Below are 22,721 nucleotides of genomic sequence, written 5' to 3' on the forward strand. Positions count from 1 at the left end.
TTCAATCAGCGCTCTAATCCTGCCCACGGACGCGCACCACGCGGCAGGCGGCCAAGCACACTCTGAAGCCCATCCCCGTACAACACCCGCAGCACACTACGATCAATATTCGCCCGCTAGGGCAAGTAAACGCGCTTTTTGGTTACTTTTTGTCGCTCGGACAAAAAGTGACTCGCCGGCTACGCCGGCGAAACAGCGGCGCCTGCCAAGAACGACAACCCCGTCATTCCCCATCCCCCCGCAATCCGGCAAAGAACCTTTTTTCTTGCCGCGCCGCTCAGAACTGGTAATTGATCGACAGATCGAAGGCCCCGCCCGTCGCAGTCTGCGTGAGGGGGCTGCGCTTGGCATCGCCCACGAGCTGCAGCACCGAGACATCGGTCGTGGCGAACCAGTGCTTGTCGAAGAACCAGACCGCGCTGAGGCCGAAGCCGTAGGAGCGTACGCCGCCGCCCGGGCTGAACTGCGGCCGTCCGGGCCGTGCCTGCGATGCGCTCACGCCGTACCAGGCGTTCATGTAGCGCGAGTCCGCCAGGGTCAGCGTGGGGCCCGCGAACCAGTAGAACTTCTCGGAGCTGCCCGGCAACGGCATGTAGGCGCCGATGTCGCCGATCCAGCCATCCGAGCCACCCAGGCTGCGGCGCGCGTCGACGCGCATCACCAGCGGGAATTCCTTGGACACGGCGTATTCTGCAAAGAGCTTGGCTTCCGGCGCCGGGTTGATGTTCTTCATGCCGTCCAGCAGCGGGGAATTTTCCTCGGCGCGCCGGCCCAGGTTGTAGGTCAGCGCAATACCTGCCCGGTAGTTCTTGCCGCGCAGGACATTGACACCGAGGCCTTCGCCAATCGAGGCGAACGCGATGTCGCGGTAGCGGATATCGACGCTGGGTCCGCCGATCACGATGTATTTCGACGAGCCGTCATAGTGCGGGCGCAGCATTGCCGCCGCGCCAAGGCGGACTTCCCATTCCGGAATGGTCTCTTCGAACAGCTTTTCGAGCGGCACGCCGACGGAGAACTGCCATTCGGCCAGCGGGGCCGGCGTCTGCGCTTGCGCTTGCGTCGACGCCAGAGCGCCCAGCGCCAGCAGGTACGCTGACACGCGCATGCGGCAGCCGGCGCGTGGCGTACTGGAAGCCATTGCGATTCCCGGGGTCTTCACGTTCTTCACGTATTCCTCCTGACCGCATGCCATGCAAGGGCGGTCTTTTTCTTGTATCTGGCCGAGCAAGCGCGATGCCCGATGCCTCAGCTGGTCATGCGGCTCGCGCGGCCCGGCAAAGCCGTGCAAGCCATCTCAAACTTCCCTGCCGCTCGCAGAATCTGCATCGGCACCGGTCATGCAATGGTATCGACTACGCCGCCATCCACGCGCAGCGCGGCACCGGTCGTCGCGGACGCCTGCGGCGAGCACACGTACACGATCATGTTGGCCACTTCATCGACGGTCGCCGCGCGCTGAATGATAGATGAACTGCGATGCGCTTTGACGAAATCCGCCGCGACTTCCTCCACGGGTTTACCGGTGCGCTTGACTTCATCAGCCAGCATTTCCTCCACGCCTTCCGACAGGGTTGGCCCGGGCAGCACCGCATTCACCGTCACGCCGGTACCGGCCAGCCGCTTGGCCAGCCCGCGCGATACCGCGAGCTGTGCGGTCTTGGAGAAACCGTAGTGGATCATCTCCACGGGGATGTTCAGCCCGGATTCGGACGAGATGAACACGATCCGTCCCCACTTGCGCTGCACCATGCCGGGCGCGTAGGCACGCGACAGCCGCACGCCCGACATCACGTTGGTTTCGAAGAAGCGCGTCCATTCGCTGTCCGGCGTCTCGAAGAAATCCTGAGGGTTGAAGATGCCCAGGTTGTTGACCAGCACGTCGACGGCCGGCACTTGCGCCAGCAGCGCTTGCACGCCTTGCGGCGTGGCCAGGTCGCCGGCGAACGTGACCACGTCCGCGCCGGGCACTTCGGCGCGCAGCGTGTCCGCCGCCTTCGCCAGCGCATCGGCCTTTCGCCCGTTCAGGATGATGCGCGCGCCGGCCTGCGCCAGGCCCCTCGCCGTGGCAAAGCCGATACCCGCGGTGGAACCCGTGACCAGGGCAGTCTTGCCCGACAGATCGATCTTCATGGCGGTACCTTTCAGGATGTGCGCCGAACGCGGCGCAGGAGGCCTCGGAGGATGGCATGGACGGCACCTGGCATGGCGCCGCCGCCGCCCCTGCGTTTGTACTACGAACGGCCAAGGCTTGCAGGCGGGGGGAATGCGGAGAATGTAGCGCAGGCGCCACGGTGGCCGTGGGCCCTGAAGGAGGGAACGCGGTCCGGAACAGAGGCCGGACCGCGCAAGCGGCGGGGGATTTACTTGCCGCCGAGCACGCTGGCGATGGCCTTGGCGACTACCGTCACATTGCGTTCATTGAGCCCGGCCACGCACATGCGGCCCGAACGCAGCAGGTACACGCCGTGGTCTTCACGCAGGCGGTCGGCCTGGCCGGCGGTGAGGCCGGTGTACGTGAACATGCCGCGCTGGGTCAGGTAACGCGACAGCGCTTCACCGCTGACATGGTCGCGCAGGTTGTGGTGGATGGCCTGGCGCATGCGTGCGATGCGGTTGCACATCTCCGCCAGTTCCTGCTGCCACAGCGAGCGCAGCTCAGGCGTGGTCAGCACCTTGGCCACCACGCGTGCGCCATGCGTCGGCGGGTTGCTGTAGTTGGCACGCACCGCACCGGTCAGCTGGCCCAGCACGTTGGCCGCTTCGCCAGCGCTGTTGCACACCACGCTCAGGCCACCGCAACGCTCGCCGTACAGCGAGAAGTTCTTCGAGAACGAGTTGGCCACCAGGCACGGCACGCCCTGGCGCTCCAGTTCGCGGATCGCGAACGCATCTTCCTCCAGGCCTTCGCCGAAGCCCTGGTAGGCCATGTCGACGAACGGCAGCAGTTCCTTCGCCTTGAGCACGCCGACGAGCTGGCGCCACTGGTCCTGGTTCAGGTCCACGCCGGTCGGGTTATGGCAGCAAGCGTGCAGTAGCACGATGCTTTGTTTCGGAAGCTTGCCAATGGCGTCGACCATGGCGTCGAACTTCAGGCCGCCGGTGGCATCGTCATAGTAGGGATAGGTGTTGACGGTGAAGCCGGCGCGCTCGAACACGACGCGATGGTTTTCCCAGCTCGGGTCGCTGATCCATACCTGCGACTGGGGGAAGTAGCGCTTGAGGAAGTCGGCACCGACGCGCAGCGCGCCCGAGCCGCCCAGGGTCTGCAGCGTGGCGACGCGGCCGGCGGCGCGGGCCGGGCTGTCCTCGCCGAACACCAGGGCCTGCACGGCATTGCGGTAGGCCACCAGGCCCGACATCGGCAGATAGGGGCGCGGGCCCATGTCGGCCAGCAGCGCGGCCTCCGCCTTTTCGACGGCCTGCATCACCGGCAGGCGGCCGTCATCGTCGAAGTAGATGCCGATGCTCAGGTTGACCTTTTCGGTGCGCGGGTCTTTCTGGAAGTCTTCGTTGAGCGAAAGGATCGGGTCGCCGGGAAAGGCCTCGATATGTGCAAACATGGGATTCTCAGGATTCTGGGTCGGGGCTGGAGCGTGCGCGGCCGGCCGGGCGCCGGGCGCACAGACTGAAGTGTAACCGGCGGCGCGCCATGGCGCGCCGCCGTTGTCTTGCCGGGGACTTACCGGGCCGAAACGCTGCCCTGCAGGGCCGGCACGGCGTTCTTCTGGCGCAGGCGGTAGCTGATGCCGAGCACGGCCAGCCACACCGGGATCAGGTACACCGAGATGCGCAGGCCGTCGGTCAGGTACATCACGTACAGGATGCCGCCCAGGAATGCCAGGCACAGGTAGTTGGTCAGCGGGTAGCCAAAGCTCTGGAAACGCGTTTCCTGGCGGGCCTTGCGCTTATCGGCGCGGAACTTCAGGTGGATGATGCTGATCATGGCCCAGTTGATGATCAGGGCCGAGACCACCAGGCCCATCAGCAGCTCGAACGCCTTGCCGGGCATGAAGTAGTTGATCAGCACGCACAGGCCGGTGGCCGCCGCCGAGACGCCCAGCGCCGTCAGCGGAATGCCGCGCTTGCTGACCTTGAGCAGCGACTTCGGTGCATTGCCCTGCTGGGCCAGGCCGAACAGCATGCGGCTGTTGCAGTACACGCCGCTGTTGTAGACCGACAGCGCGGCCGTCAGCACCACCACGTTCAGCACATTGGCCACCCAGTTGCTGTTCAGCGCGTGGAAAATCAGCACGAACGGGCTGCCGCCGGTCACGACGTTTTCCCACGGGTACAGCGACAGCAGCACCGCCAGCGCGCCGACGTAGAAAATCAGGATGCGGTAGATGACCTGGTTGGTCGCCTTCGGGATGCTCTTCTCGGGCTGGTCGGCTTCCGCCGCCGTGATGCCGACGAGTTCCAGGCCGCCGAACGAGAACATGATCACCGCCATGGCCATGACCAGTCCGCCCAGGCCGTTCGGGAAGAAGCCGCCGTGCTGCCACAGGTTGGTGATGCTGGCCTGCGGGCCGGCATTGCCCGACACCAGCAGGTAGCCGCCGAAGCCGATCATGCCGATGATGGCCGCGACCTTGACGATCGAGAACCAGAATTCCATCTCGCCGAACGACTTCACGCTCGACAGGTTGATGGCGTTGATGATCAGGAAGAACGCCAGCGCCGAGACCCAGGTCGGAATGCCGGGCCACCAGTACTGCACGTAGATGCCGACCGCCGACAGCTCGGCCATGCTCACCAGGATGTACAGCACCCAGTAGTTCCAGCCCGACATAAAGCCGGCGAAGTGGCCACAGTACTTGTTGGCGAAGTAGCTGAAGGAGCCGGCAACCGGCTCGTCCACCACCATCTCGCCGAGCTGGCGCATGATGAAGAAGGCCACGATGCCCGCGACGGCATAGCCGAGCAGGACCGAGGGGCCGGCCATCTTGATCGTCTGGGCGATGCCCAGGAACAGCCCGGTGCCGATGGCGCCACCAAGGGCGATCAGCTGGATGTGCCGGTTCTTGAGGCCACGCTTGAGCGTGCCGTCATTGTTGCTTGCAACCATCTGTGTTGTTTCCTCTACCCATTCTTATGGAATGGCATGCGCAGGCCTGGCGTCTCTTGCTGTGCGGGTGGGACGCCTGGGCCGTAAGGATCGCCGGGCATGGGGTGCGGTGCCCGGCGACGGTGACAGGACGGGGCCGGTCAGGCCTCGACCTTGAGTGTGCCGCGCGCGATCTGGTCGCGCTCCAGCGATTCGAACAGCGCCTTGAAGTTGCCTTCGCCGAAGCCATCGTCTCCGCTGCGCTGGATGTACTCGAAGAACACCGGGCCGAGCACGGTCTTCGAGAAGATCTGCAGCAGCAGGCGCGGCTTGCCGCCTTCGGTGGTGCCGTCCAGCAGGATGCCGCGGGCCTTGAGCTGGTCCACCGGCTGGCCGTGGCCGGGCAAGCGGGTATCCAGGGCCTGGTAGTAGTAGTCGTTCGGCGCCGTCATCAGTTCCACGCCGGCGAGCTGGAGGTTGTCGATGACTTCGATCAGGTTGTCCGTCAGGAAGGCGATGTGCTGGATGCCCTCGCCGTTGAAGGCCATCAGGAATTCCTCGATCTGGCCGGCGCCCTTGGACGATTCCTCGTTCAGCGGGATGCGGATCTTGCCGTCCGGCGCGGTCATGGCCTTGGAGGTCAGGCCCGTGTATTCGCCCTTGATGTCGAAGTAACGGATCTCGCGGAAGTTGAACAGCTTCTCGTAGAAGCTGGCCCAGTAGGCCATGCGGCCACGGTAGACGTTGTGCGTCAGGTGGTCGATCAGCTTCAGGCCGTGGCCTTCGGGGTGACGGTCCACGCCCTCGATGAACTCGAAGTCGATGTCATAGATCGATTTGCCTTCCTCGAAGCGGTCGATCAGGTACAGCGGCGCGCCGCCGATGCCCTTGATCGCGGGCAGGCGCAGTTCCATCGGGCCGGTCGGGATTTCCACCGGCTGCGCGCCCAGCTCCAGCGCGCGGGCATAGGCCTTGTGCGAATCCTTCACGCGGAACGCCATGCCGCAGGCGCTCGGGCCGTGTTCGGCGGCAAAGTAGGCGGCGTGGCTGTGCGGCTCGCGGTTGACGATGAAGTTGACTTCGCCCTGGCGATACAGCAGCACGTCCTTGGAGCGGTGGCGGGCCACCAGCGAGAAACCCATCTTCTCGAACAGCGGCTCCAGCACATTGGGGGTGGGCGAGGCGAATTCGACGAATTCGAAGCCCATCAGTTGCATCGGGTTGTCAAAGAGGTCGGCCATGGTTTGTCTCACGGGGAAGGTAAGTGTTTTGATCTCACGCGCCGGATAGGGTGCCCGGCAGCGTGGGGGAAAAGGGAAAAGCGGGCAAGCGCTGGAATCAGCGCACGCGTGTCCGGAGCCCGGCGTCGTGCCGGTGGGCGTTCTGACGTGGCGGGGACGGTAGGCGAGTGGTCATGGGGCGCTTGCAGGCCGGCCGGTTGGCCGGGAAATAATATTGCGAACGGTGCGCCACGATCGTGACCTGCGGCGCGCGCTGGCAATGTCTGGAAGTCTCTCTGGCTTCTCGTAGGCATTGCCAATCTGGGATGCAGTGTATATTCTGGCCGACAAAATTGGATTTCATAACTCACGCAGGGAAACCCTGAATTACGAAATCTGATTGCATGTAATCGAATATAGGGGAAACAAAAGTGCAAACCATCGAGCTGGACCGCACGGATCGCCGTTTGCTGGGGGTGCTACAGGAGCAGGGACGGGCTTCGAACCTGGAGCTGGCTGAAGCCATTGCGCTGTCGCCGGCACAAACGCTGCGCCGCCACCGCCGCCTGGAGGAGAGCGGCATCATCAAGCGCTACGAGGCACGGCTGGATGCGGCGGCCCTGGGCTTCGGCGTCGTGGCGTTCATCCACGTGACCATGGAGCGCGGCCATATCCGCGACCTGTCCAACTTCAAGAGCCTGGTGGCGGAACTCGCGCAGATCCAGGAGTGCTTCTCGGTGACTGGCGATATCGACTACGTGCTGAAGGTGGTCGCCAGGGATCTCAAGTCGCTGTCGGACTTCCTGCTGGATACGCTGATGCGCATTCCAGGCGTGAGCGGCGTGAAGTCCAGCGTGTGCCTCGACGAGATCAAGTGCACCAGCGCCGTGCCGATGGAGGTGTGAAGCCTTTGCGGATGCCGATCCGTATGTGGCATACACTCGGTGCAAAGCGCCATGGTGGCCCGACCGGTTGCAATCCAAGATGCCAAAGCCCCACATCCTGACCTACATCGATGCCGGTGCCTCCGACTGGACCGCGTGCCTGATGCGCACGATCGGCCAGCAGCTGCAGTCCGGCGCCTATGAAATGCGCGCGGTCATGGCATCGGACATCCGGCATGACCCGACGCTGTTCGACGACGCCGTCATGTTCGTCATGCCGGGCGGTGCCGACCTGCCGTATTGCGCGAAGCTCAATGGCGCGCCCAATGCGCGCATCCGGCGCTTCGTCGAGGAGGGCGGCGTCTACCTGGGGATCTGCGCGGGCGCCTACTACGCGTGCCGGGAACTGGCCTTCCACGCTGGCACCCAAGGCGCGATCTGCGGCCCGCGCGAACTGAGCTTCGTCGATGCGGTCGCGGTCGGCTCGCTGCCCGAGCTCACTGGCGGCCGGCTCTATGACGGGACGCCGCGCACCACCGCAGCGGTTGAACTGCGCACCACCGACCGGCTGGCCGCGGCGCCGATGTCGGTCTACACCCACTACCATGGCGGCTGCCGATTCGACTTTGGCGAAGCGGCCGATGCCGGCACGGAAGTGCTGGCCGTCTATGCCGATATCGAGGGCACGCCACCGGCAATCGTCAGTTCGCGGGTCGGCCAGGGACGCGCGATCCTGACCGGCGTCCACCTCGAAATCTCCGAGCAGGAGTGCGAGGAAGCGCTGCGCGGACACAGCGACATGGACAAGCATATGCACGTCTGCCAGCGGCTGGCCGCGACCGGCGACGCCCGGCTTGAGGTGTTCCGGCAAGTGCTGGCGCACGGCGGGCTGGCGCTGGGTTGACCGGCAGCCGCATCGGGCAATCCCGGAAGGGCTGGCGCGGCTGGGATGCCAGGCGCCCGCGCCAACCCTGCGCGTCTTACCTCACCGTCGCATACTCGAGCGTTTTCGGCGTATTGACGATCACTTCCGGCTTGTCGCCGACGATCACCGTATCGTCGAGCCGGAAGCCGCCAAGGCCATAGACATAGAGTCCCGGCTCGGACGAGTACACTTCGCCGGCAAGCAGCGCCCGCGTGTTGAACGCCATGTCTTCGGGATACTCGTGCAGCAGCAGGCCGACCGCATGGCCGGTACGGTGGAAGACGTACTGTCCGCAGCCGGCTGCTTCGATCACCGCCTGGGCCGCGGCATCCATATCGCAGACGCGGTTGCCGACCACGGCGGCGGCCACCGCGGCGTCGGTCGCCTGCGCGGCGACCTGGTAAAGCCGCGACTGTTCGGCGTCGGGCTGGCCACAGAACCAGGTGCGTTCGTTCTCGACATGGAGGCCGTTCAGTCGCGGCAGCACGAGGTTGACGATGGTGTCGCCGCGCGCAATCCGTGCCCCGCATGCGGCGCCGTCGCCATGCGGCGAGGCCGAGGCGGGCCCGGTGAGCGTCCAGCATTTAAGGATGTCGAAGTCCTCACCCGGGAAGCGGCGCGCCGCTTCTTCCACCATCAGCGCGGCCATGGCGTGGTCGAGTTCCTGCACCAGCCGGCCCGCACGGATGTTCTCGCGGTAGCGGTCCTGTACCCAGTCGGTCAGCGCGGCCAGGTCGCGCATGACCTGGTGCTCCTCGGCGTGCTTGACCCAGCGCAGGCTGCGCATTTCCGCGAGCGACGGACGCAAGGTCAGTTCCGGCAGGTAGCGCTGCGCGCCGGCAAGGATCGGATGCTGGACGTCGACGGCGATCCGCGACATGCCGAGCCCCTTTGCGCCCAGCAGCGCCGCGACGACTTCAGGCAATTGCGCGGGCAACGGCAGCCGGTTCGAAATACGCGGATGCTCGGCATAAAAGGTCACGTCCGTGAGCCATACCGTGCCCTTGCTGGCGGCGAAGCGCAGGTGGTTGGTCGACAGTTCGTTCATCACCGCGAACGTTTCGCCGTTGCGCGGAACGACCACGAACACGGGGCGTTCCCACGGCCAGACGTCGAGCTGGAAATTGGTCGCGTACTGGAAGAAGTCGGGCGTGCCGAAGACCAGCGCGTCGACGCGCAGGCGGTCCATCAGCCGATGCATCGCCGCCAGGCGATAGTCGTGTACTGCCTTGCTCAGGTATGCCATATCGATGTCCTAGAGAGAAATGTTCAGGCGCCGGATGATCGGGCCCCAGGTGTCGGCATCGCGCTGGATGTAGCGCTCGACTTCCGACGGCGGCCCCTTGATCGGCTCAAGGAACTGGAAGCCGAGCTTCTCCCTGAATCCGGGGTCGTCCAGCACGTGGTTGATGTCGGCATTGACCTGCTGGATCACGCTAGCCGGCGTGCCCGCCCGCGCGACGATGGCGTACCAGCCCGGCACCTGAACGTCGTAGCCAAGTTCCCTGAAGGTGGGCACGGCTGGCAGGGCCGGCAGGCGCTTGTCACCGGTAACCGCCAGCGGGACGAGTTTCCTGCCGGCAAAGAAGGGCTGCACTCCGGCGATCACGTTCATCATCACGGGCGTCTGTCCGCTCATCAGGCTGGTGGAACCGCCGGTGCCGTTGAACGGCACGTGCTGCATGCGGATGCCGGTGCGTTCCGCGACCAGTTCCATGGCCAGGTGCGTGGAATTGCCGATGCCACCCGATGCGAAACTGATCTCGCCCGGATGCGCCTTCGCCATGCGCACGAAATCCTGGAACGAGCCGACCTTGAGCGATGGCGCCGCGACGAATACGAACGGCGAATTGGCCAGCATCGCCACGCCGGTCAGGTCGCGGGTCGGGCTGTAAGGCAGCTTCGGGTAAAGGAAGGGATTGAACGCGAGGTTGGAGACGCCGGCAAAGAACAGCGTGTGGCCATCGGCCGGCTGGCCCAGCACGTAGCCGATCGCCAGCGTGCCGTTGGCGCCGGGTTTGTTCTCCACGACGACAGGCTGCTTCCAGGCCTGCCCCAGCTTTTCCGCGAGCGCGCGGGCCAATACGTCGTTGCCGCTGCCTCCGGCCTGCGGCACCACGAGCCGCACGGGTTTCGAGGGAAAAGCCTGCGCCAGCCCGATACCCGGCAGCGTGATCGCTGCCGCGGTACCGGCCGCCCAGGCCAGTAGTTGTCGCCGGTCCATATTCCACCTTGATTCATTGCGAGAGACGCCCCGACCGCCGGAGCGTGGAAGCAATGTACCATGTGGTACATCGAAGGGCGAAATCGGGGTTTACGCCGATCTCGTCAGCGAAGCGGGAGCTACGTGGAGGATTTGCCGGAGGTGGGGGACATTGCCATGCGGCTGGCGAAATACTTCAGTGCGGCCGTGGTGCCCTCGCGGTCGCCGGTGGTGACGAGGTCCAGCAACAGGCCACGCATCGTGGCAACTTCGACGCGCGCACGCAGGCGCGCTTCGTCCTCGTCAAGGTCCATGCTTTGGCGAAAGCGCTCGGCGAGCATCGTGGTCCAGCTGCCGACAACGTCCTCGAGGAAGCCGCTGAAGCGCTCGCGATCCCGGATGGCCTTGCCATAGATCTCGAACAGCAACTGCATGATCGGCAGGTAGCCGGGCGCGGAGTAGCGGTCCCAAGCGGCTTCCATCGCGGCCTGGGGCTCCATGCCGTCGACGATCACGCGCTGGCGCGCGTCCTGCTCCGCGTGCCGGATACGGTGCAGCAGCGCCTGCCAGAAGCCATCGGCGGACCCGAAGTAGTAGATCAGCATCCGGTGGCTGGTGCCGAGCGCATCGGCCATGCTGCGCAGCGACAGGTCCCCGAGGCCATTGGCAAGCACCTGCCCGGTGGCGGCGTCGAGCAGCTGGAGTGCCTGCTCGCTGGTGGACCGGTCAATGGCGGTGGCTTTGGATTTCGGCATGGCTCGGTGGTCGTCGTGCACCGCCCCGAAAGCGGGGCAGGGCGGCAGGCCGGAATTCTACGTGATCCGGCTCCGACGATCCCCGACGATGCCTCAGCCTGCCAGCTCGCTGTGCAGCGCCAGGTACTCCTGCGACAGCTTGTGGCGCGGATCGAGGTGGATCATGGGCGTAGCGTGCTGGTGCGATTCGCGGATCTTCACCGACGACGACAGCCGTGAGCCCAGCACCGGCAGCCCTTCGCTGACCAGTTCTTCGACCAGCTTCACGGGCAGGCTCGCACGCGGCTGGAACTGGTTGATGACGATGCCTTCCACGTGCAGCGCCTCGTTGTGGTCCTGCTGAATCTCCTTCACGTTGTCGAGCAGCGTGTACAGGGCCCGGCGCGAGAAGTCATCGCAATCGAACGGGATCAGGCAGCGCTCCACCGCGATCAGCGCGGAGCGCGTGTAGAAGTTGAGCGCGGGCGGCGTGTCGATGTAGATCGCGTCGTAGACCGACTCCAGTTCGATCAGGGCATCGCGCAGCTTGTAGATCTTGTAGCGGGATTCCAGCTTGCCATGCAGCGCATCGAGGTCGGGATGCGCCGGCATCACATCGAGGTTCTCGAATGGCGTGGCATGGATGAAGCTGCCCAGGTCGACCGGCTTGAAGCTGTAGGTCAGCGACGACTCGAAGAAGTGGGCGGCGGTGGGGCTGGCCTCGGCGGCCTGTGCGCCCATCAGGTACTGGGTGGAGTTGCCCTGCGCGTCCAGGTCCACGACGAGCGTGCGCAAGCCTTTGCTGGCGCTGATCGCGGCGAGATTGCACACGATGGTCGACTTGCCCACGCCACCCTTCTGATTGAACACGACGCGCCGCATTTGCCCCTCTGGAGAAGATCGTTCTGGAGGCGGAAGCATACCTCAACAACATGGCGTCGGGACACGGTGCACAAGGCTGCAGGCACGCGTTGACACCTGGATTCCGGTATGTCAGGACCTTGCCTGCCAGGCAACGTCAGCGCCGGAACCACAGCATCGAAAGTGCGCAAGCCGACACCAGCAGCAAGACTGCCACCGCGGCCAGCAGCGCACCGACCTCGGTCTCGCGGCGCTCCATCGCGAAGCGCGCGCTGAGTTCGCGGTACACCTGGCTCAGGTCCGCCGCCGAGCCTGCCTGGAAGTACTCGGCCCCGGTCAGCGTGGCCACCGTGCGCAAGGTGGGCTCATCGAGCTGCATGTAGTAGGAGAGGCTGGTCTCGGGCGCGTTGCCGCCCAGCGTTCCGAAGCCGACGGTATAGACGCGCACGCCACGCTGTGCCGCCATGCGCGCCGCGTCGAGCGGGTCCGGGCCCGTGGTGCGGCGGCCATCACTGAGCAGGATGACCGCGCCGTGCCGGTAGGAGCCCGGCTGCGCCGGTGGCCGCTCCTGCGCACGCTTGCGCGCGGCGTCGGCCGCGGCCGCTTCGTCGAGCGGCCTGGCCCCGCGCGCCGAGGAGAAGGGCGGGTCGTCGCTGAAGAGAATCGCTTCGAGGTCAATGCCATCGTCCGGAAACAGCACGGCCAGTGCCTGGATCAGTCCGCTGCCCGTCGCCGTCCCACGCTGGAGCTGGAACCGGTCGATCGCGTCGATCATGTCCTGCCGGTTGCTGGTGGGGCGCAGCACCACGGTAGCCGTGGCGGCGAACGAGACGATGCCAAGGCGAACGCTACCCGGCAAGCCGACGATCAGGTCGCGCGCCGCCTGCTGTGCGGCGCTGATGCGCGTGGGCGCCACATCGGTGGCTTCCATGCTGCGCGAGACATCCATGGCCAGCACGAGGGTGATCGTGTCGGACGGCAGCGTGATGGTAGCCGTGGGCCGCGCGCAGGCCAGCAGGGCGGCGCCCAGGGCAAACAGGAAGAGCAGCGGGGGAATGTGACGCCGGAGCCGTTGGCCGGGGCCGAGCGCGGCGCGCGGCAGCGCAAGGCTGGCGTAAAGCAGGGCGGCCTTCTTGCGTCGCGCGATCAGGTACAGGTAAGCGACTGCCAGCAACGGAAGCGCGAGCAGCAGCCAGAGCATTTGCGGCCAGAGAAACTGCATGCCCTGCTCCTTGGCGCATGGTTAAGGGGATGGTACTGTATTTTTTAAGGCGGCACGGGACCTCGGGAGCGTGCGATGAAGCGTGTGACGATCTACGGATGGGTCTCGGCGGCGGTCACGGTGGTGGTGGCGTCGGCGCTGGCCTTTGCGTGGCTGTCGCGCCCATCGCCACGGGTACTGACGCAGGCGGATATCGACGCGGCCGTGCTGCACACGCTGCAGACCAAGAGCCTGCCGTCGCGCACCGCGCGGGCGGCCGAGGCCATCCGCGAATCCGTGGTGGAAGTGCGCAGCTTCTCGCCGGCGGAGCCAGTGCCCGAAGCTGCGCCCGCGCCGCGCGCCAGGCGTGATCCGCCGGCCACACGCCCAAGAGCCTTGCCGCCATCACGGCGCTCGCCGCCCGACGAGCAGGCCAAGGCAGATCCGCCTGCCGGCAAGGATCCGGCCAAAGGCGGGCGTGAAGCGCGTCACATTGGCTCGGGCGTGGTCGTGACCGAAAGCGGGCTGGTGCTGACCAGCTACCACGTGGTTGCCGATGCCAAGCGCGTGGAGGTCCGGTTTCACGATGGCCTGACTTCCGAGGCGACGGTGATGCAGGCGATACCGGAAAAGGACCTTGCCCTCGTCAGGCCGAAATCCATCCCCGACGACCTGCCGGCAGCGACCCTGGGCTCCAGCCGCAACCTTGCGCCGGGGTCCGAAGTCGTCGCAGTCGGCTTTCCGTTCGGCATCGGGCCGTCGGTGTCCGCCGGCGTGGTGTCGGGGCTCGACCGGCAGTTCGTGTCGCCCGACAACAAGCAGAGCCTGGACAACCTGATCCAGTTCGACGCAGCGGCCAATCCCGGCAATTCGGGCGGCCCGCTGGTGAACATGGACGGCGAAGTGGTCGGGATCGTCACCGCCATCCTCAACCCCAACCAGAGCGGCACCTTCCTCGGGATCGGCTTTGCCGTCACCATCGAAAGCGCCGGCGCTTCCCTTGGAACTTCTCCTTTCTAGACGCGGAGGCCTATGAACGATCAAGCCCATGGCGCGATGGACAGCGCCGACCTGATGGAGCGCCTGCTGTACGAGGTGAAGCGGATCGTGGTCGGGCAGGACCACTTTCTCGAACGCGTGCTGGTGGCCATTCTCGCGGGCGGCCACTTGCTGGTCGAAGGCGTGCCTGGCCTGGCCAAGACGCTGACCGTCAACACGCTGGCCATGACCATGAGCGGGTCCTTCAAGCGCATCCAGTTCACGCCGGACCTGCTGCCCGCGGACCTGGTCGGCACGCGCATGTACAACCAGGGCACCGGCGAGTTCTCGACCGTGCGCGGGCCGGTCTTCGCCAACCTGCTGCTGGCCGACGAGATCAACCGGGCGCCGGCCAAGGTGCAGAGCGCGCTGCTGGAAGTCATGCAGGAGAAGCAGGTCACCATTGCCGGCGAGACCCATCGCGTGCCCACGCCGTTCCTGGTCATGGCGACGCAGAATCCGATCGAGACCGAAGGCACCTATCCCTTGCCCGAGGCGCAGGTCGACCGGTTCATGATGAAGGTGCTGGTCGGCTATCCGAGCGAGGAGGAGGAGGTCGTCATCGTCAACCGCGTCACCGGACCCAGGATCAGCGTGAGTGCGATTGCCACGCCCGAGCATCTGGCGGGCCTGCAGGAGGAATGCCGCAACGTCTATGTGGACCCGTCGCTGGTCCAGTATGCCGTGCGCGTGGTGGCCGCCACCCGCAAGCCGGCGAGCTGCGGCCTGGAGGAGCTGGGGCGCTACATTGCGTTCGGTGCGAGTCCCCGCGCGACCATCGGCCTGGTCGAAGGCGCGCGCGCGCTGGCGTTCCTGCGCGGCCGGAACTATGCCGTGCCGGAAGACCTGGTCGACCTGGTGCCCGACGTGTTGCGCCACCGCCTGTCGCTGTCGTACGAGGCCATGTCGGACGGCGCGACGGCGGACCAGCTCATCACGCGCATCCTGCAGGCGTTGCCGGTTCCGGAGCGCCCGCTCGAATCCCATGTTCGGGCGGTGGCTCGGTAAGCGCCGGCACGGCGCGGGGGCGGTCGCCCCCGAGGCCGCGCGTGCCGGCGCGGCGCTGGCAAGTGTCGGCGCCAGGCAGGCCGAGACGCTGTTGCGGCGCCTGGAGTGGACCGTGGTGCGGCGCCTCGACGGTCTTCTGCAAGGCGACTACCGCACGCTGTTCCGCGGCTTCGGGCTGGATCTTGCCGACTTGCGCGAGTACCGTCCCGGCGACGATGTGCGGCATATCGACTGGAACGTGACGGCCCGGCTGCAGACGCCGCATGTGCGCGAGTTCCAGGAAGACCGCGACCTCTCGGCGTGGTTCGTGCTCGACCTGAGCGGGTCGGTGGAATTCGGCTCGGGCGCGGTGCGCAAGCGCGACCTGCTGAGCGACTTCACCACCGTCATGGCGCTGTTGCTGACGCGCTATGGCAACCGCGTCGGCGCCGTGCTCTATGGCGGGGCAGGCGGGGCGGAGGCATCGATGATCCCGCCGCGCTCCGGCAGGCGCCAGCTGCTGCACCTGCTGAACCGCATGCACGCGACCCCGGCCGCATGCCCGGGCGAGACCCGCCTGCGCGACCTGCTCGAGCGCGCGCGCGCCGTCGCGAAGCGGCGCTCGGTGATGTTCGTCGTTTCCGATTTCATCAGCACCCCGGGCTGGCAAGTGCCGCTTGCCATGCTGGCCCGGCGCCATGAAGTCGTCGCCGTGCGGCTGGTCGATCCGCTGGAGATGGCCTTGCCCGACCTGGGGCTGGTGGTGCTGCAGGATGCCGAAAGCGCAGAGCAGATGTTCGTCGACACGCATGATCCTGCATTCCGCAAGCGCTTCGCCGCCGCTGCCGAGGCGCGCGAGACCGAACTGCGCCGCGCGTTCGCGTGCGCGGGCGTGGAATGCCTGACGCTTTCGACCTACGCGCCGATCGACCTGGCACTGCTGCAGTTCACGCGCGAGCGCCGATTCCGGCAAGGGGCAGCCAGGGGAGCGGACAGAATGGCGGCCATGGGGACGATATGACCGAGACCGTGAACCGGCTGCCGCTATTCAGCTTTCTGTGGCCCGGCATGCTCTGGCTGCTCGCCCTGGTCCTGGTACTGGCCGCAAGCTACCTCTGGCTCGACCTGCGCCGGCGGCGTGCGGCGGTGAACCGTCCCGCGCTGAGATCCGTCGGCGCGGCCATCAAGGGCGGGACAGGCTGGCGCCGTCACGTGCCTGCCGTGCTGACACTGCTGGCCTTGAGCACGCTGATCTTTGCCATGGCCCGTCCGCAGGCGGTCTTGATGCTGCCTTCGCGTATCAAGACCGTGATCCTCGTCATCGACCTGTCGGGCAGCATGCGTGCTCAGGACGTGCGCCCGAGCCGCATCCGCGCTGCCCAGCAGGCAGCAAAGGTCCTGCTCGACGCCCAGCCAGCGGGCGTCAGCGTGGGGGTGGTGGCGATGGCGGGCACCGCCGCGCTGGCACAGGCGCCCAGTCGCAGCAAGGACGACGTGGCCGCGGCCATTGAAGGGCTGAAGCCGCAAGGCGGCACAGCCTTGGGCAATGGCCTGCTCGTTGCGCTGACAACGCTGTTGCCGGAGGCTGCCGGCGACGCTGAACGCCTGATGAACGGCATCGACGTCGCGCCGCCGAAAAAGCCCGGGGCACCCGGCGACGATGGCCCCGCGACGCCTGGTTCCTATGCGTCGGGCGCAATCGTCCTGTTCTCCGATGGCGAAAACAACGCGGGCCCTGGCACGGAGCAGGTCGCGCAACTCGCCGCCAGGTACGGTGTGCGCGTCTATACCGTCGGCGTCGGCACCACCGAAGGCGTGGTGCTGTCGGCGGACGGCTGGTCGGCGCGTGTCAGGCTCGACGAAAAGGCGTTGAAGCAAGTCGCCGATGCAACCGGGGCCGAGTACTTCCGCCTCGAGGATGCCGCCTCGCTGAAGAAGGTATACCGCGCGCTCAATGCAAGGCTTGCCTTCGACAAGCGCGACCAGGTCGAAGTGACGGCGTTCTTCGCGGCGCTGGGCGCGCTGCTGGCAGCCTGTGCCGGGCTGCTGTCGTTATGGTGGTTCGGGCGGGTGCTATAGGTCGGCCCAGCGCTCAGTCCTCGGTCTTGTACCGCGCTTCAAGTTCGTCGTACATCGGTTTGCGGACCAGGCGCTGGCGTTCGCCGAAGGGCGCGACCATGGCAGGGTCCTCGTCCATCCGGCCGTTCGACTGCAGGCTGCCGAGTGCCTGCTGCATGCCGCGCACGGCGCCCTGCAGCGCGGCGTTGGCATAGAGCACCAGGCCGTAGCCAAACCGCTGCAGGGCATCGCGGCCTTGCACCGGCGTCTTGCCGCCAATGACGATATTGATCAGCAGCGGCACCTTGAACAGGCCGGGCAGGCGGGCGATGTCGGAGAGATCCTCGATCGCCTCGAGAAAGAGGATATCGGCGCCGGCTTCGGCAAAACGGTGGCCACGTTCGATCGCATCCTCGATGCCATGCACGGCGGCGGCATCGGTGCGTGCAACGATCTGGAAATCCGGATCGTCGCGCGCCTCGGCCGCGGCCCGGATCTTTGCCGCCATCTCGTCCGTGCTGACGACGTCCTTGCCGGCGAAATGCCCGCATTTCTTCGGCATCACCTGGTCTTCGAGCTGGATCGCGTCCGCCCCGGCACGTTCGAGCGTGCGCACGGCATGCCGGACGTTCAGCGCGTTGCCAAAGCCGGTGTCGGCATCCACGAGCAGCGGCAGGTCGACGGCATCGCGCACCCGCGCGGTGTGCTCGGCGATGTCGCTCAGGCCAATGAAGCCGAGATCGGGCAGGCCGAATGACATGTTGGTGACACCGGCGCCGGTCAGGTAGAGCGCCTTGAAGCCGAGGTCTTCGATCACCCTTGCGCTCATGGCGTTGAATGCGCCGGGCATGAGCAGGCCCTGCTTCGACGCGACCTGCTGGCGAAATGCTCGTCTGCGGGAGGAGGTGGTGGAGGTCATGGGGCGTCTCCGGGATTGGTAGGAATGCCGGCGGCATCATCGGGAGGGGCGAGCGCCGTGACGGGGCGGTGCGGCGACTGCAGCGGATCTTGGGTCGCGCGGGCACCGCAAAAAGGGAGATGGATTGGTTGTAGATTACACTATGGCCGGGCACCCAGCCCGAGGTTCAGACCCTGCCGCGCAGCGGCTTGAGCAGGTCCGTCAGTCCGTTGTGGTCCAGCTCGTGCATCAACGCCAGCAGCCGCCCGATTTCGCCGGGAGGAAATCCCTCCCGCGCGAACCAGTTCAGGTAGTTGCCGGGCAGGTCGGCAATCAGCGTTCCCTTGTGTTTGCCGAACTGCATCTGGCGGGTGACAAGCAGGAGAAGGGATTCGCTGTCTGGCAGCATGACGGGTGATTCCTCGGGGTGTTGCAGGCATTGTAGCGCCACCGCCGCAGGCGGAACGCACCCGTCGGTGCGCCTTCAGCCCAGGTCGAGAAACACCTTGCCGCCCTCGATCCTCACCGGATAGGCGCGTACCGCCTCCGTCAACGGTGCGCACATTGCCGCACCGGTCCGCACATCGAACTTGCCCTGGTGCAGCGGACATTCGATCTCGTGGCCGTCGAGGAAGCCGTCGCAGAGCCGGGCATGGCCGTGCGTGCAGAGATTGTCGGTGGCGAACACCTCGCCATCGACGCCATACAGGGCGATCTCGCGGCCTTGTACCTCCACGGCAATCACATCGTCCTGCGGTACGCTGGCGAGCGCGGCGGCCTCCATCCAAGTTTCGGTCATGGTGTTGTCTCCGGTTGTCGTGGCTAGATGGGATAGATCAGCGAGTTGGGGATCATCTCGCTGTCGAAGATGCAAAGGCGCGAGGCGAAGCGCAGGCCTTGCGGAGTGGGTACGATGCGGTCGAGATAGCGGCCGGTGTTGAAGACCTCGCTCACCTGGTCGGGCTTGGTGCGCAGTACCGCGTAGTTTGCTTCCGTGACGATGTGCTCGCCGGTGCTTTCACGCACCAGCGGCGCGCTGATGATGTGGCGCTGGTAGTAGGGATCGTGAAACAGCGTTTCGTGGATGCCGAAGACGCGGTCCCTGAGCATGCCCTTGCTCTCGAGCGACATGGTGGCCAGCGGCAGGCCGCGTTCGAAGTTCTCGCGCGGCTGGATGCGGTAGAGGCAGTCGTCGGTGAAGAAGTCGGGCCAGCGGTCCCACTCGCCCTGGTCGACGGCGCTGGCGTAGTCGGCATAAAGCGACAGCAGCGCGTGATACGTTGCGAATTCCATGTCGTCAGATCTCCATGACTTTGCGCCAGTAGGCGTACATGCCCCGGATCAGGGTCTCGGTGACCATGTGTTCGGTGTTCTCCACGGTCTTGCCGCCAAGCTCCGCGACGACGCGGTGCCACGGCTTCTGCGCAAAGCCTTCCTGCGAGCATTCGATGACCTCGCCATCGTCGGCGGAGACAAAGCCGGCGGGGCCGAAGAGGTTGGCCTGGCGCAGGCGGCGGCGCGTCATTTCCTCGGTGTCGTCTTCGAAGCCGAAATGCGTCCAGACAAAGTCGAAGGAATCCGGGCCGTTGGGCTGGATGTGGCGCGTCGACACCGAGTTCACCTGTTGCTGGAAGATCACGCTCGGGAAGACCGTCATCATCACTGCGGTCGGGTCGCCCCACCAGGGCTCGTGGACGATGTCGAGGAGGCGGTCGTCCTGCAGCGTCATCTGGTCCTTGAAGCTGGCCACGCCCGATGTGACCTCGCCTTTGCCGCCCTGGCCGCGCGTGGAGACCATGGCCGCATGACGGAACTGCGGGTCCATGACCAGGCGCGCCTTGTTGTCCGCGCGCCAGAGGCCGAACGTGACGAACCACGTGTGCAGCAGCCCGGGATGGTACGGATCCTTGATGTTCTCCTGCATCAGCTTCCAGTTGCCCGGGATGCGCTGCTTGTTGTAGCCGAGCACCTTCAGCTTGCGGCCGTTGAACAGGCGGTCGAAATAGCCGAGGATTTCCGGCCCGAGGTAATCCTCAAGCGGCTCCACGCCATGGTCGAACGACGCGAACACCACGCCGCCGCGCGAGGCGACCTTCAGTTGCGTGAGTCCATGGTCCTGCGGCTTGAAGTCGGCCGGCATGCCGCCGTTGACCTTGCCGTCCTGCTTCACGCCGCGCCGGAACGGCACGCCTTGCAGGTTGCCCTTCAGGTCGTAGTTCCACTGGTGGTAAGGACAATGGAAGTCCTTGCGGTTGCCGCTGCGTTCGCGGCAGAACTTCATGCCGCGATGGGCGCAGACGTTCTCGACCACGTTGATCCCGCCTTCCTGGTCGCGAACGAGGATGACCGAGCGCTCGCCGATGGTGGTCCGCTTGAAATCGCCCGGATGCGGAATTTCCGCCTCCAGGCCCACGTAGTTCCAGTGGCCCTGATAGAACACGCGTTCCAGCTCGCGCTGGTAAAGCTGCTGGTCCGTGTAGACGCGGAACGGGATGCGGCTGATGCCGTCGTCGGCCCATACCGGCCGGTCTTGTGCGGGGTCGCTCGCCATGGATGTCGTCTCCGTCGTTGTGATGTCTGGATGTCTGGGTGTTGCGCGGTGGTCAGGTGCCCGTTGCATAGAAGGCGTCTGCGTAGATGTGTGCGGGCTGCACGCCCTTGCTGCGCAGGAGCAGCGTGGCGGCATCGACCATCGGCGGTGCGCCGCACAGGTAGGCGCGCCAGCCTTGCAGGTCGGAGAAGTCCGCCGCGACAGCCTCGGTGACCAGGCCGGTGCGCAAGCCGGCGTCGTCGCCCGGCAACGTCGACACGACCTCGACTCGGAGTTGCGGGTGCCGCTGCGATAGTTCGCTCAGCCAGTCGAGCCCATAGGCATCGCGCGGCGCGCGCACGCCGAAGTAGAGATGGATCGGATTCTGCAGCGCCGCCGCGATGGCGCCGCGCACGATCGACAGTACCGGGGCAAGTCCGGTGCCGCCGGCAATGCAGAGGATCGGATCGTCGTTGCGCGTGCGCAGGTACGACGTGCCCAGCGGACCGCTGACGCGGACGGTGTCGCCTACCTTCAGGACGTCGCGGATGTAACGGGTGACGCGGCCGTCGGGCACCATCCGCACATGGAATTCCAGCTCGCCGTCACTGGCCAGGCGCGCCATCGAGTACGGGCGGACATGGTCCGGCGTGAACTGCAGCATCGCGTACTGGCCTGGCGAGAACGACAACGGCCTGGACGGTGCCAGCCGGATCATCCGGATATCGTGGGTGAGGTCGGTCAGCGCGGTGACGGTCGCCTTGACGATGCGCGCGGGATGCACGACCACCTCGTCCGGCTCGGGAATCTCGATGGTGCAGTTGCCGGCTACTACCGACTGGCAGGCCAGCACATGGCGCTGCGACGCGTGGTCGGCATTGTGGAATTCGTAGCCGCCGGCTTCATGGATGTCCCCGTCGATCACCCGGCAGCGGCAGGTCCCGCAGCGACCGGCCATGCAGCTGTGCGAAATGGGGATGCCGTGCTTCTGCAGCGCGGCCAGCAGGTTCTCGCCGCCGGCGACGTCGAGGCGTTTGCCCAGTGGCTGGATGAGGACTTCCATGATGTCTCCGGCAAGTGCTTGTGTTCTGGCTTGGGGGAATCATGGTGCAGCGGGCAAAATTAACCAATAGAATCACGGCAATATCGAATATTCACCAAATCAATAAAGGTGCGCCGTGGAACTGAAGGATGTGGACCTGAACCTGCTGGTCGTATTCGAGCACCTGTTGCGCGAGCGGACGGTCTCGGGCGCGGCCAGGACACTGAACCTGAGCCAGCCCGCCGTCAGCAACGCCTTGGCGCGGCTGCGGCGCATGTTCGACGACGAGTTGTTTGTGCGGAGCAGCAAGGGCATGCTGCCGACGCCGCTCGCGCAGGACTTGGCGGAGCCGGTTGCTTACGCACTCGAGTCCTTGCAGGTTGCGCTGAGCCAGAAGGTCTCGTTCGACCCGTTGCGCAGTGACCGGTCCTTCCGGATTGCGATGACCGATATCGGCGAGGTGCACTTCATTCCGCGGCTGATGGGAGCGCTGCGGGAGCGTGCGCCGGGTGTCTCGGTGGCAACGGTGCGCAACACGGCCGTCGACCTTGCATCGGAAATGAGCCTCGGCAAGATCGATCTGGCAGTGGGGCCGCTGCCGGAACTGGGTTCGGAGTTCTTCCAGCGGCGGCTGTTCCGCCAGCGCTACGTATGCATGTTCCGGCCAGGCCATGCGCTGGACCAGGGCACCGTCAGCCGCAGCGACTTCGAGCAAGCGGAGCACGTGGTGGTGACCGCGGCAGGCACCGGGCATGCGCGCGTCGACGAAATCCTGGCTCAGCGCGGCGTGCAGCGGAAGATCCGCTTGCGCGTGCCGCACTTTGCCGCGCTGGCTGACATTGTCGCGAGCACGGACCTCGTCGCGACGGTCACCGAGACCTTTGCCCGGCGCAGCGCCGCATACTTTGGATTGCGGCACATCCCGCATCCGATCGACCTGCCCGAAATCCAGATCAACCTGTTCTGGCACGCCCGATATCATCGCGATCCCGCGAACCAGTGGTTGCGCAAGGAGTTCGTCGGCCTGTTCTCGGATTGAGGCTGGCGACTCTGGCGCCGGGCAGTCAGGGGCCCTCGCCAGCAGCTTCTGTCG

At 65.9% G+C, this 22,721-nt stretch carries 23 protein-coding genes; 7 read left to right on the forward strand and 16 right to left on the reverse strand.

What is annotated here, in order from left to right:
- Positions 1-277: 277 nt before the first annotated feature.
- The 5 genes from AC3FNH_RS15820 to hppD all read right to left on the reverse strand — a co-directional run bounded on the left by AC3FNH_RS15820 (position 278) and on the right by hppD (position 6,288).
- The gene (locus tag AC3FNH_RS15820; protein ID WP_276103266.1) at positions 278-1,108 is read right to left on the reverse strand and encodes a MipA/OmpV family protein; all 831 of its coding nucleotides are present in this window, start codon (positions 1,106-1,108) and stop codon (positions 278-280) included.
- A gap of 230 nt (positions 1,109-1,338) precedes the next feature.
- Positions 1,339-2,133, reverse strand: a complete 795-nt coding sequence (locus AC3FNH_RS15825; protein WP_488720700.1) for an SDR family NAD(P)-dependent oxidoreductase — start codon at positions 2,131-2,133, stop codon at positions 1,339-1,341.
- Between the two features lie 230 nt (positions 2,134-2,363).
- On the reverse strand, positions 2,364-3,563 hold the full coding sequence (locus tag AC3FNH_RS15830) for an amino acid aminotransferase (RefSeq protein ID WP_276101805.1): 1,200 nt from the start codon (positions 3,561-3,563) through the stop codon (positions 2,364-2,366).
- A 119-nt stretch (positions 3,564-3,682) separates the two neighbouring features.
- Complete coding sequence (locus tag AC3FNH_RS15835) at positions 3,683-5,068, reverse strand: amino acid permease (protein ID WP_276101803.1); 1,386 nt, start codon at positions 5,066-5,068, stop codon at positions 3,683-3,685.
- Positions 5,069-5,208: 140 nt separating this feature from the next.
- On the reverse strand, positions 5,209-6,288 hold the full coding sequence (gene hppD / locus AC3FNH_RS15840) for a 4-hydroxyphenylpyruvate dioxygenase (RefSeq protein ID WP_276101802.1): 1,080 nt from the start codon (positions 6,286-6,288) through the stop codon (positions 5,209-5,211).
- 410 nt (positions 6,289-6,698) lie between these two features.
- On the opposite strand from hppD, the gene AC3FNH_RS15845 reads away from it, so the two are divergent.
- Both AC3FNH_RS15845 and AC3FNH_RS15850 read left to right on the forward strand, forming a co-directional pair.
- Positions 6,699-7,172, forward strand: a complete 474-nt coding sequence (locus AC3FNH_RS15845; RefSeq protein WP_276101801.1) for an Lrp/AsnC family transcriptional regulator — start codon at positions 6,699-6,701, stop codon at positions 7,170-7,172.
- 79 nt (positions 7,173-7,251) lie between these two features.
- Positions 7,252-8,055 (forward strand): BPL-N domain-containing protein, encoded by an 804-nt coding sequence (locus AC3FNH_RS15850; RefSeq protein ID WP_488720701.1) that lies wholly within the window; start codon positions 7,252-7,254, stop codon positions 8,053-8,055.
- A gap of 76 nt (positions 8,056-8,131) precedes the next feature.
- Here the strand turns inward: AC3FNH_RS15850 and AC3FNH_RS15855 are convergent, their stop codons facing one another.
- From AC3FNH_RS15855 to AC3FNH_RS15875, 5 genes are all read right to left on the reverse strand, one after another.
- On the reverse strand, positions 8,132-9,322 hold the full coding sequence (locus tag AC3FNH_RS15855; RefSeq protein ID WP_488720702.1) for a M24 family metallopeptidase: 1,191 nt from the start codon (positions 9,320-9,322) through the stop codon (positions 8,132-8,134).
- A gap of 9 nt (positions 9,323-9,331) precedes the next feature.
- Positions 9,332-10,300 carry a Bug family tripartite tricarboxylate transporter substrate binding protein gene (locus AC3FNH_RS15860; RefSeq protein WP_488720703.1) on the reverse strand — a complete coding sequence of 323 codons (969 nt, stop codon included), beginning with the start codon at positions 10,298-10,300 and terminating at the stop codon, positions 9,332-9,334.
- A 119-nt stretch (positions 10,301-10,419) separates the two neighbouring features.
- Positions 10,420-11,034 carry a TetR/AcrR family transcriptional regulator gene (locus AC3FNH_RS15865; protein WP_488720704.1) on the reverse strand — a complete coding sequence of 205 codons (615 nt, stop codon included), beginning with the start codon at positions 11,032-11,034 and terminating at the stop codon, positions 10,420-10,422.
- 93 nt (positions 11,035-11,127) lie between these two features.
- On the reverse strand, positions 11,128-11,895 hold the full coding sequence (locus AC3FNH_RS15870; RefSeq protein WP_488720705.1) for a ParA family protein: 768 nt from the start codon (positions 11,893-11,895) through the stop codon (positions 11,128-11,130).
- A gap of 136 nt (positions 11,896-12,031) precedes the next feature.
- Complete coding sequence (locus tag AC3FNH_RS15875) at positions 12,032-13,096, reverse strand: VWA domain-containing protein (RefSeq protein ID WP_276101795.1); 1,065 nt, start codon at positions 13,094-13,096, stop codon at positions 12,032-12,034.
- Positions 13,097-13,171: 75 nt separating this feature from the next.
- On the opposite strand from AC3FNH_RS15875, the gene AC3FNH_RS15880 reads away from it, so the two are divergent.
- The 4 genes from AC3FNH_RS15880 to AC3FNH_RS15895 are packed head-to-tail and all read left to right on the forward strand — an operon-like array spanning position 13,172 to position 17,179.
- Positions 13,172-14,095 (forward strand): S1C family serine protease, encoded by a 924-nt coding sequence (locus tag AC3FNH_RS15880; RefSeq protein ID WP_488720706.1) that lies wholly within the window; start codon positions 13,172-13,174, stop codon positions 14,093-14,095.
- 12 nt (positions 14,096-14,107) lie between these two features.
- A complete protein-coding gene (locus AC3FNH_RS15885; protein WP_276101793.1) occupies positions 14,108-15,121 on the forward strand; it encodes an AAA family ATPase in 1,014 nt (337 codons plus the stop codon).
- Positions 15,099-16,121, forward strand: coding sequence for a DUF58 domain-containing protein (locus AC3FNH_RS15890; RefSeq protein ID WP_488720707.1), 1,023 nt, complete (start codon positions 15,099-15,101; stop codon positions 16,119-16,121). The genes AC3FNH_RS15885 and AC3FNH_RS15890 overlap by 23 nt, the downstream gene beginning before the upstream one ends.
- The gene (locus AC3FNH_RS15895; RefSeq protein WP_276101791.1) at positions 16,118-17,179 is read left to right on the forward strand and encodes a VWA domain-containing protein; all 1,062 of its coding nucleotides are present in this window, start codon (positions 16,118-16,120) and stop codon (positions 17,177-17,179) included. Before AC3FNH_RS15890 ends, AC3FNH_RS15895 begins: the two co-directional genes overlap by 4 nt.
- 13 nt (positions 17,180-17,192) lie before the next feature.
- On the opposite strand, the gene AC3FNH_RS15900 is transcribed toward AC3FNH_RS15895, so the two are convergent.
- The 6 genes from AC3FNH_RS15900 to AC3FNH_RS15925 form a co-directional block, all read right to left on the reverse strand.
- A complete protein-coding gene (locus tag AC3FNH_RS15900; protein WP_276101790.1) occupies positions 17,193-18,077 on the reverse strand; it encodes an isocitrate lyase/PEP mutase family protein in 885 nt (294 codons plus the stop codon).
- 166 nt (positions 18,078-18,243) lie between these two features.
- Positions 18,244-18,465 carry a DUF3820 family protein gene (locus tag AC3FNH_RS15905; RefSeq protein WP_488720708.1) on the reverse strand — a complete coding sequence of 74 codons (222 nt, stop codon included), beginning with the start codon at positions 18,463-18,465 and terminating at the stop codon, positions 18,244-18,246.
- Between the two features lie 75 nt (positions 18,466-18,540).
- Positions 18,541-18,855 (reverse strand): non-heme iron oxygenase ferredoxin subunit, encoded by a 315-nt coding sequence (locus AC3FNH_RS15910; protein ID WP_488720709.1) that lies wholly within the window; start codon positions 18,853-18,855, stop codon positions 18,541-18,543.
- Positions 18,856-18,878: 23 nt separating this feature from the next.
- Positions 18,879-19,349 carry an aromatic-ring-hydroxylating dioxygenase subunit beta gene (locus tag AC3FNH_RS15915; protein ID WP_488720710.1) on the reverse strand — a complete coding sequence of 157 codons (471 nt, stop codon included), beginning with the start codon at positions 19,347-19,349 and terminating at the stop codon, positions 18,879-18,881.
- A gap of 4 nt (positions 19,350-19,353) precedes the next feature.
- Positions 19,354-20,607: an aromatic ring-hydroxylating dioxygenase subunit alpha gene (locus tag AC3FNH_RS15920; RefSeq protein ID WP_488720711.1), complete on the reverse strand. Its 1,254-nt coding sequence runs from the start codon at positions 20,605-20,607 to the stop codon at positions 19,354-19,356.
- A gap of 52 nt (positions 20,608-20,659) precedes the next feature.
- Positions 20,660-21,649 carry a 2Fe-2S iron-sulfur cluster-binding protein gene (locus tag AC3FNH_RS15925; RefSeq protein ID WP_488720712.1) on the reverse strand — a complete coding sequence of 330 codons (990 nt, stop codon included), beginning with the start codon at positions 21,647-21,649 and terminating at the stop codon, positions 20,660-20,662.
- A gap of 115 nt (positions 21,650-21,764) precedes the next feature.
- Here AC3FNH_RS15925 and AC3FNH_RS15930 point away from each other — a divergent pair, with 115 nt between their 5' ends.
- Positions 21,765-22,667 (forward strand): LysR family transcriptional regulator, encoded by a 903-nt coding sequence (locus AC3FNH_RS15930; RefSeq protein ID WP_276101785.1) that lies wholly within the window; start codon positions 21,765-21,767, stop codon positions 22,665-22,667.
- Positions 22,668-22,721: the final 54 nt, after the last annotated feature.

The organism is Cupriavidus sp. 22TCCZM01-5 (assembly GCF_057798915.1).

Excerpts from the sequence above, each read along its gene's own strand:
- AC3FNH_RS15925 (WP_488720712.1), bottom strand. The coding sequence starts at position 21,649 with ATGGAAGTCCTCATCCAGCCACTGGGCAAACGCCTCGACGTCGCCGGC.
- AC3FNH_RS15895 (WP_276101791.1), top strand. The coding sequence starts at position 16,118 with ATGACCGAGACCGTGAACCGGCTGCCGCTATTCAGCTTTCTGTGGCCC.
- AC3FNH_RS15825 (WP_488720700.1), bottom strand. The coding sequence starts at position 2,133 with ATGAAGATCGATCTGTCGGGCAAGACTGCCCTGGTCACGGGTTCCACC.
- AC3FNH_RS15905 (WP_488720708.1), bottom strand. The coding sequence starts at position 18,465 with ATGCTGCCAGACAGCGAATCCCTTCTCCTGCTTGTCACCCGCCAGATG.
- AC3FNH_RS15830 (WP_276101805.1), bottom strand. The coding sequence starts at position 3,563 with ATGTTTGCACATATCGAGGCCTTTCCCGGCGACCCGATCCTTTCGCTC.
- AC3FNH_RS15915 (WP_488720710.1), bottom strand. The coding sequence starts at position 19,349 with ATGGAATTCGCAACGTATCACGCGCTGCTGTCGCTTTATGCCGACTAC.
- AC3FNH_RS15900 (WP_276101790.1), bottom strand. The coding sequence starts at position 18,077 with ATGACCTCCACCACCTCCTCCCGCAGACGAGCATTTCGCCAGCAGGTC.
- AC3FNH_RS15875 (WP_276101795.1), bottom strand. The coding sequence starts at position 13,096 with ATGCAGTTTCTCTGGCCGCAAATGCTCTGGCTGCTGCTCGCGCTTCCG.
- AC3FNH_RS15920 (WP_488720711.1), bottom strand. The coding sequence starts at position 20,607 with ATGGCGAGCGACCCCGCACAAGACCGGCCGGTATGGGCCGACGACGGC.
- AC3FNH_RS15865 (WP_488720704.1), bottom strand. The coding sequence starts at position 11,034 with ATGCCGAAATCCAAAGCCACCGCCATTGACCGGTCCACCAGCGAGCAG.
- AC3FNH_RS15890 (WP_488720707.1), top strand. The coding sequence starts at position 15,099 with ATGTTCGGGCGGTGGCTCGGTAAGCGCCGGCACGGCGCGGGGGCGGTC.
- hppD (WP_276101802.1), bottom strand. The coding sequence starts at position 6,288 with ATGGCCGACCTCTTTGACAACCCGATGCAACTGATGGGCTTCGAATTC.
- AC3FNH_RS15835 (WP_276101803.1), bottom strand. The coding sequence starts at position 5,068 with ATGGTTGCAAGCAACAATGACGGCACGCTCAAGCGTGGCCTCAAGAAC.
- AC3FNH_RS15850 (WP_488720701.1), top strand. The coding sequence starts at position 7,252 with ATGCCAAAGCCCCACATCCTGACCTACATCGATGCCGGTGCCTCCGAC.
- AC3FNH_RS15820 (WP_276103266.1), bottom strand. The coding sequence starts at position 1,108 with ATGCGCGTGTCAGCGTACCTGCTGGCGCTGGGCGCTCTGGCGTCGACG.
- AC3FNH_RS15885 (WP_276101793.1), top strand. The coding sequence starts at position 14,108 with ATGAACGATCAAGCCCATGGCGCGATGGACAGCGCCGACCTGATGGAG.
- AC3FNH_RS15880 (WP_488720706.1), top strand. The coding sequence starts at position 13,172 with ATGAAGCGTGTGACGATCTACGGATGGGTCTCGGCGGCGGTCACGGTG.
- AC3FNH_RS15855 (WP_488720702.1), bottom strand. The coding sequence starts at position 9,322 with ATGGCATACCTGAGCAAGGCAGTACACGACTATCGCCTGGCGGCGATG.
- AC3FNH_RS15870 (WP_488720705.1), bottom strand. The coding sequence starts at position 11,895 with ATGCGGCGCGTCGTGTTCAATCAGAAGGGTGGCGTGGGCAAGTCGACC.
- AC3FNH_RS15910 (WP_488720709.1), bottom strand. The coding sequence starts at position 18,855 with ATGACCGAAACTTGGATGGAGGCCGCCGCGCTCGCCAGCGTACCGCAG.
- AC3FNH_RS15860 (WP_488720703.1), bottom strand. The coding sequence starts at position 10,300 with ATGGACCGGCGACAACTACTGGCCTGGGCGGCCGGTACCGCGGCAGCG.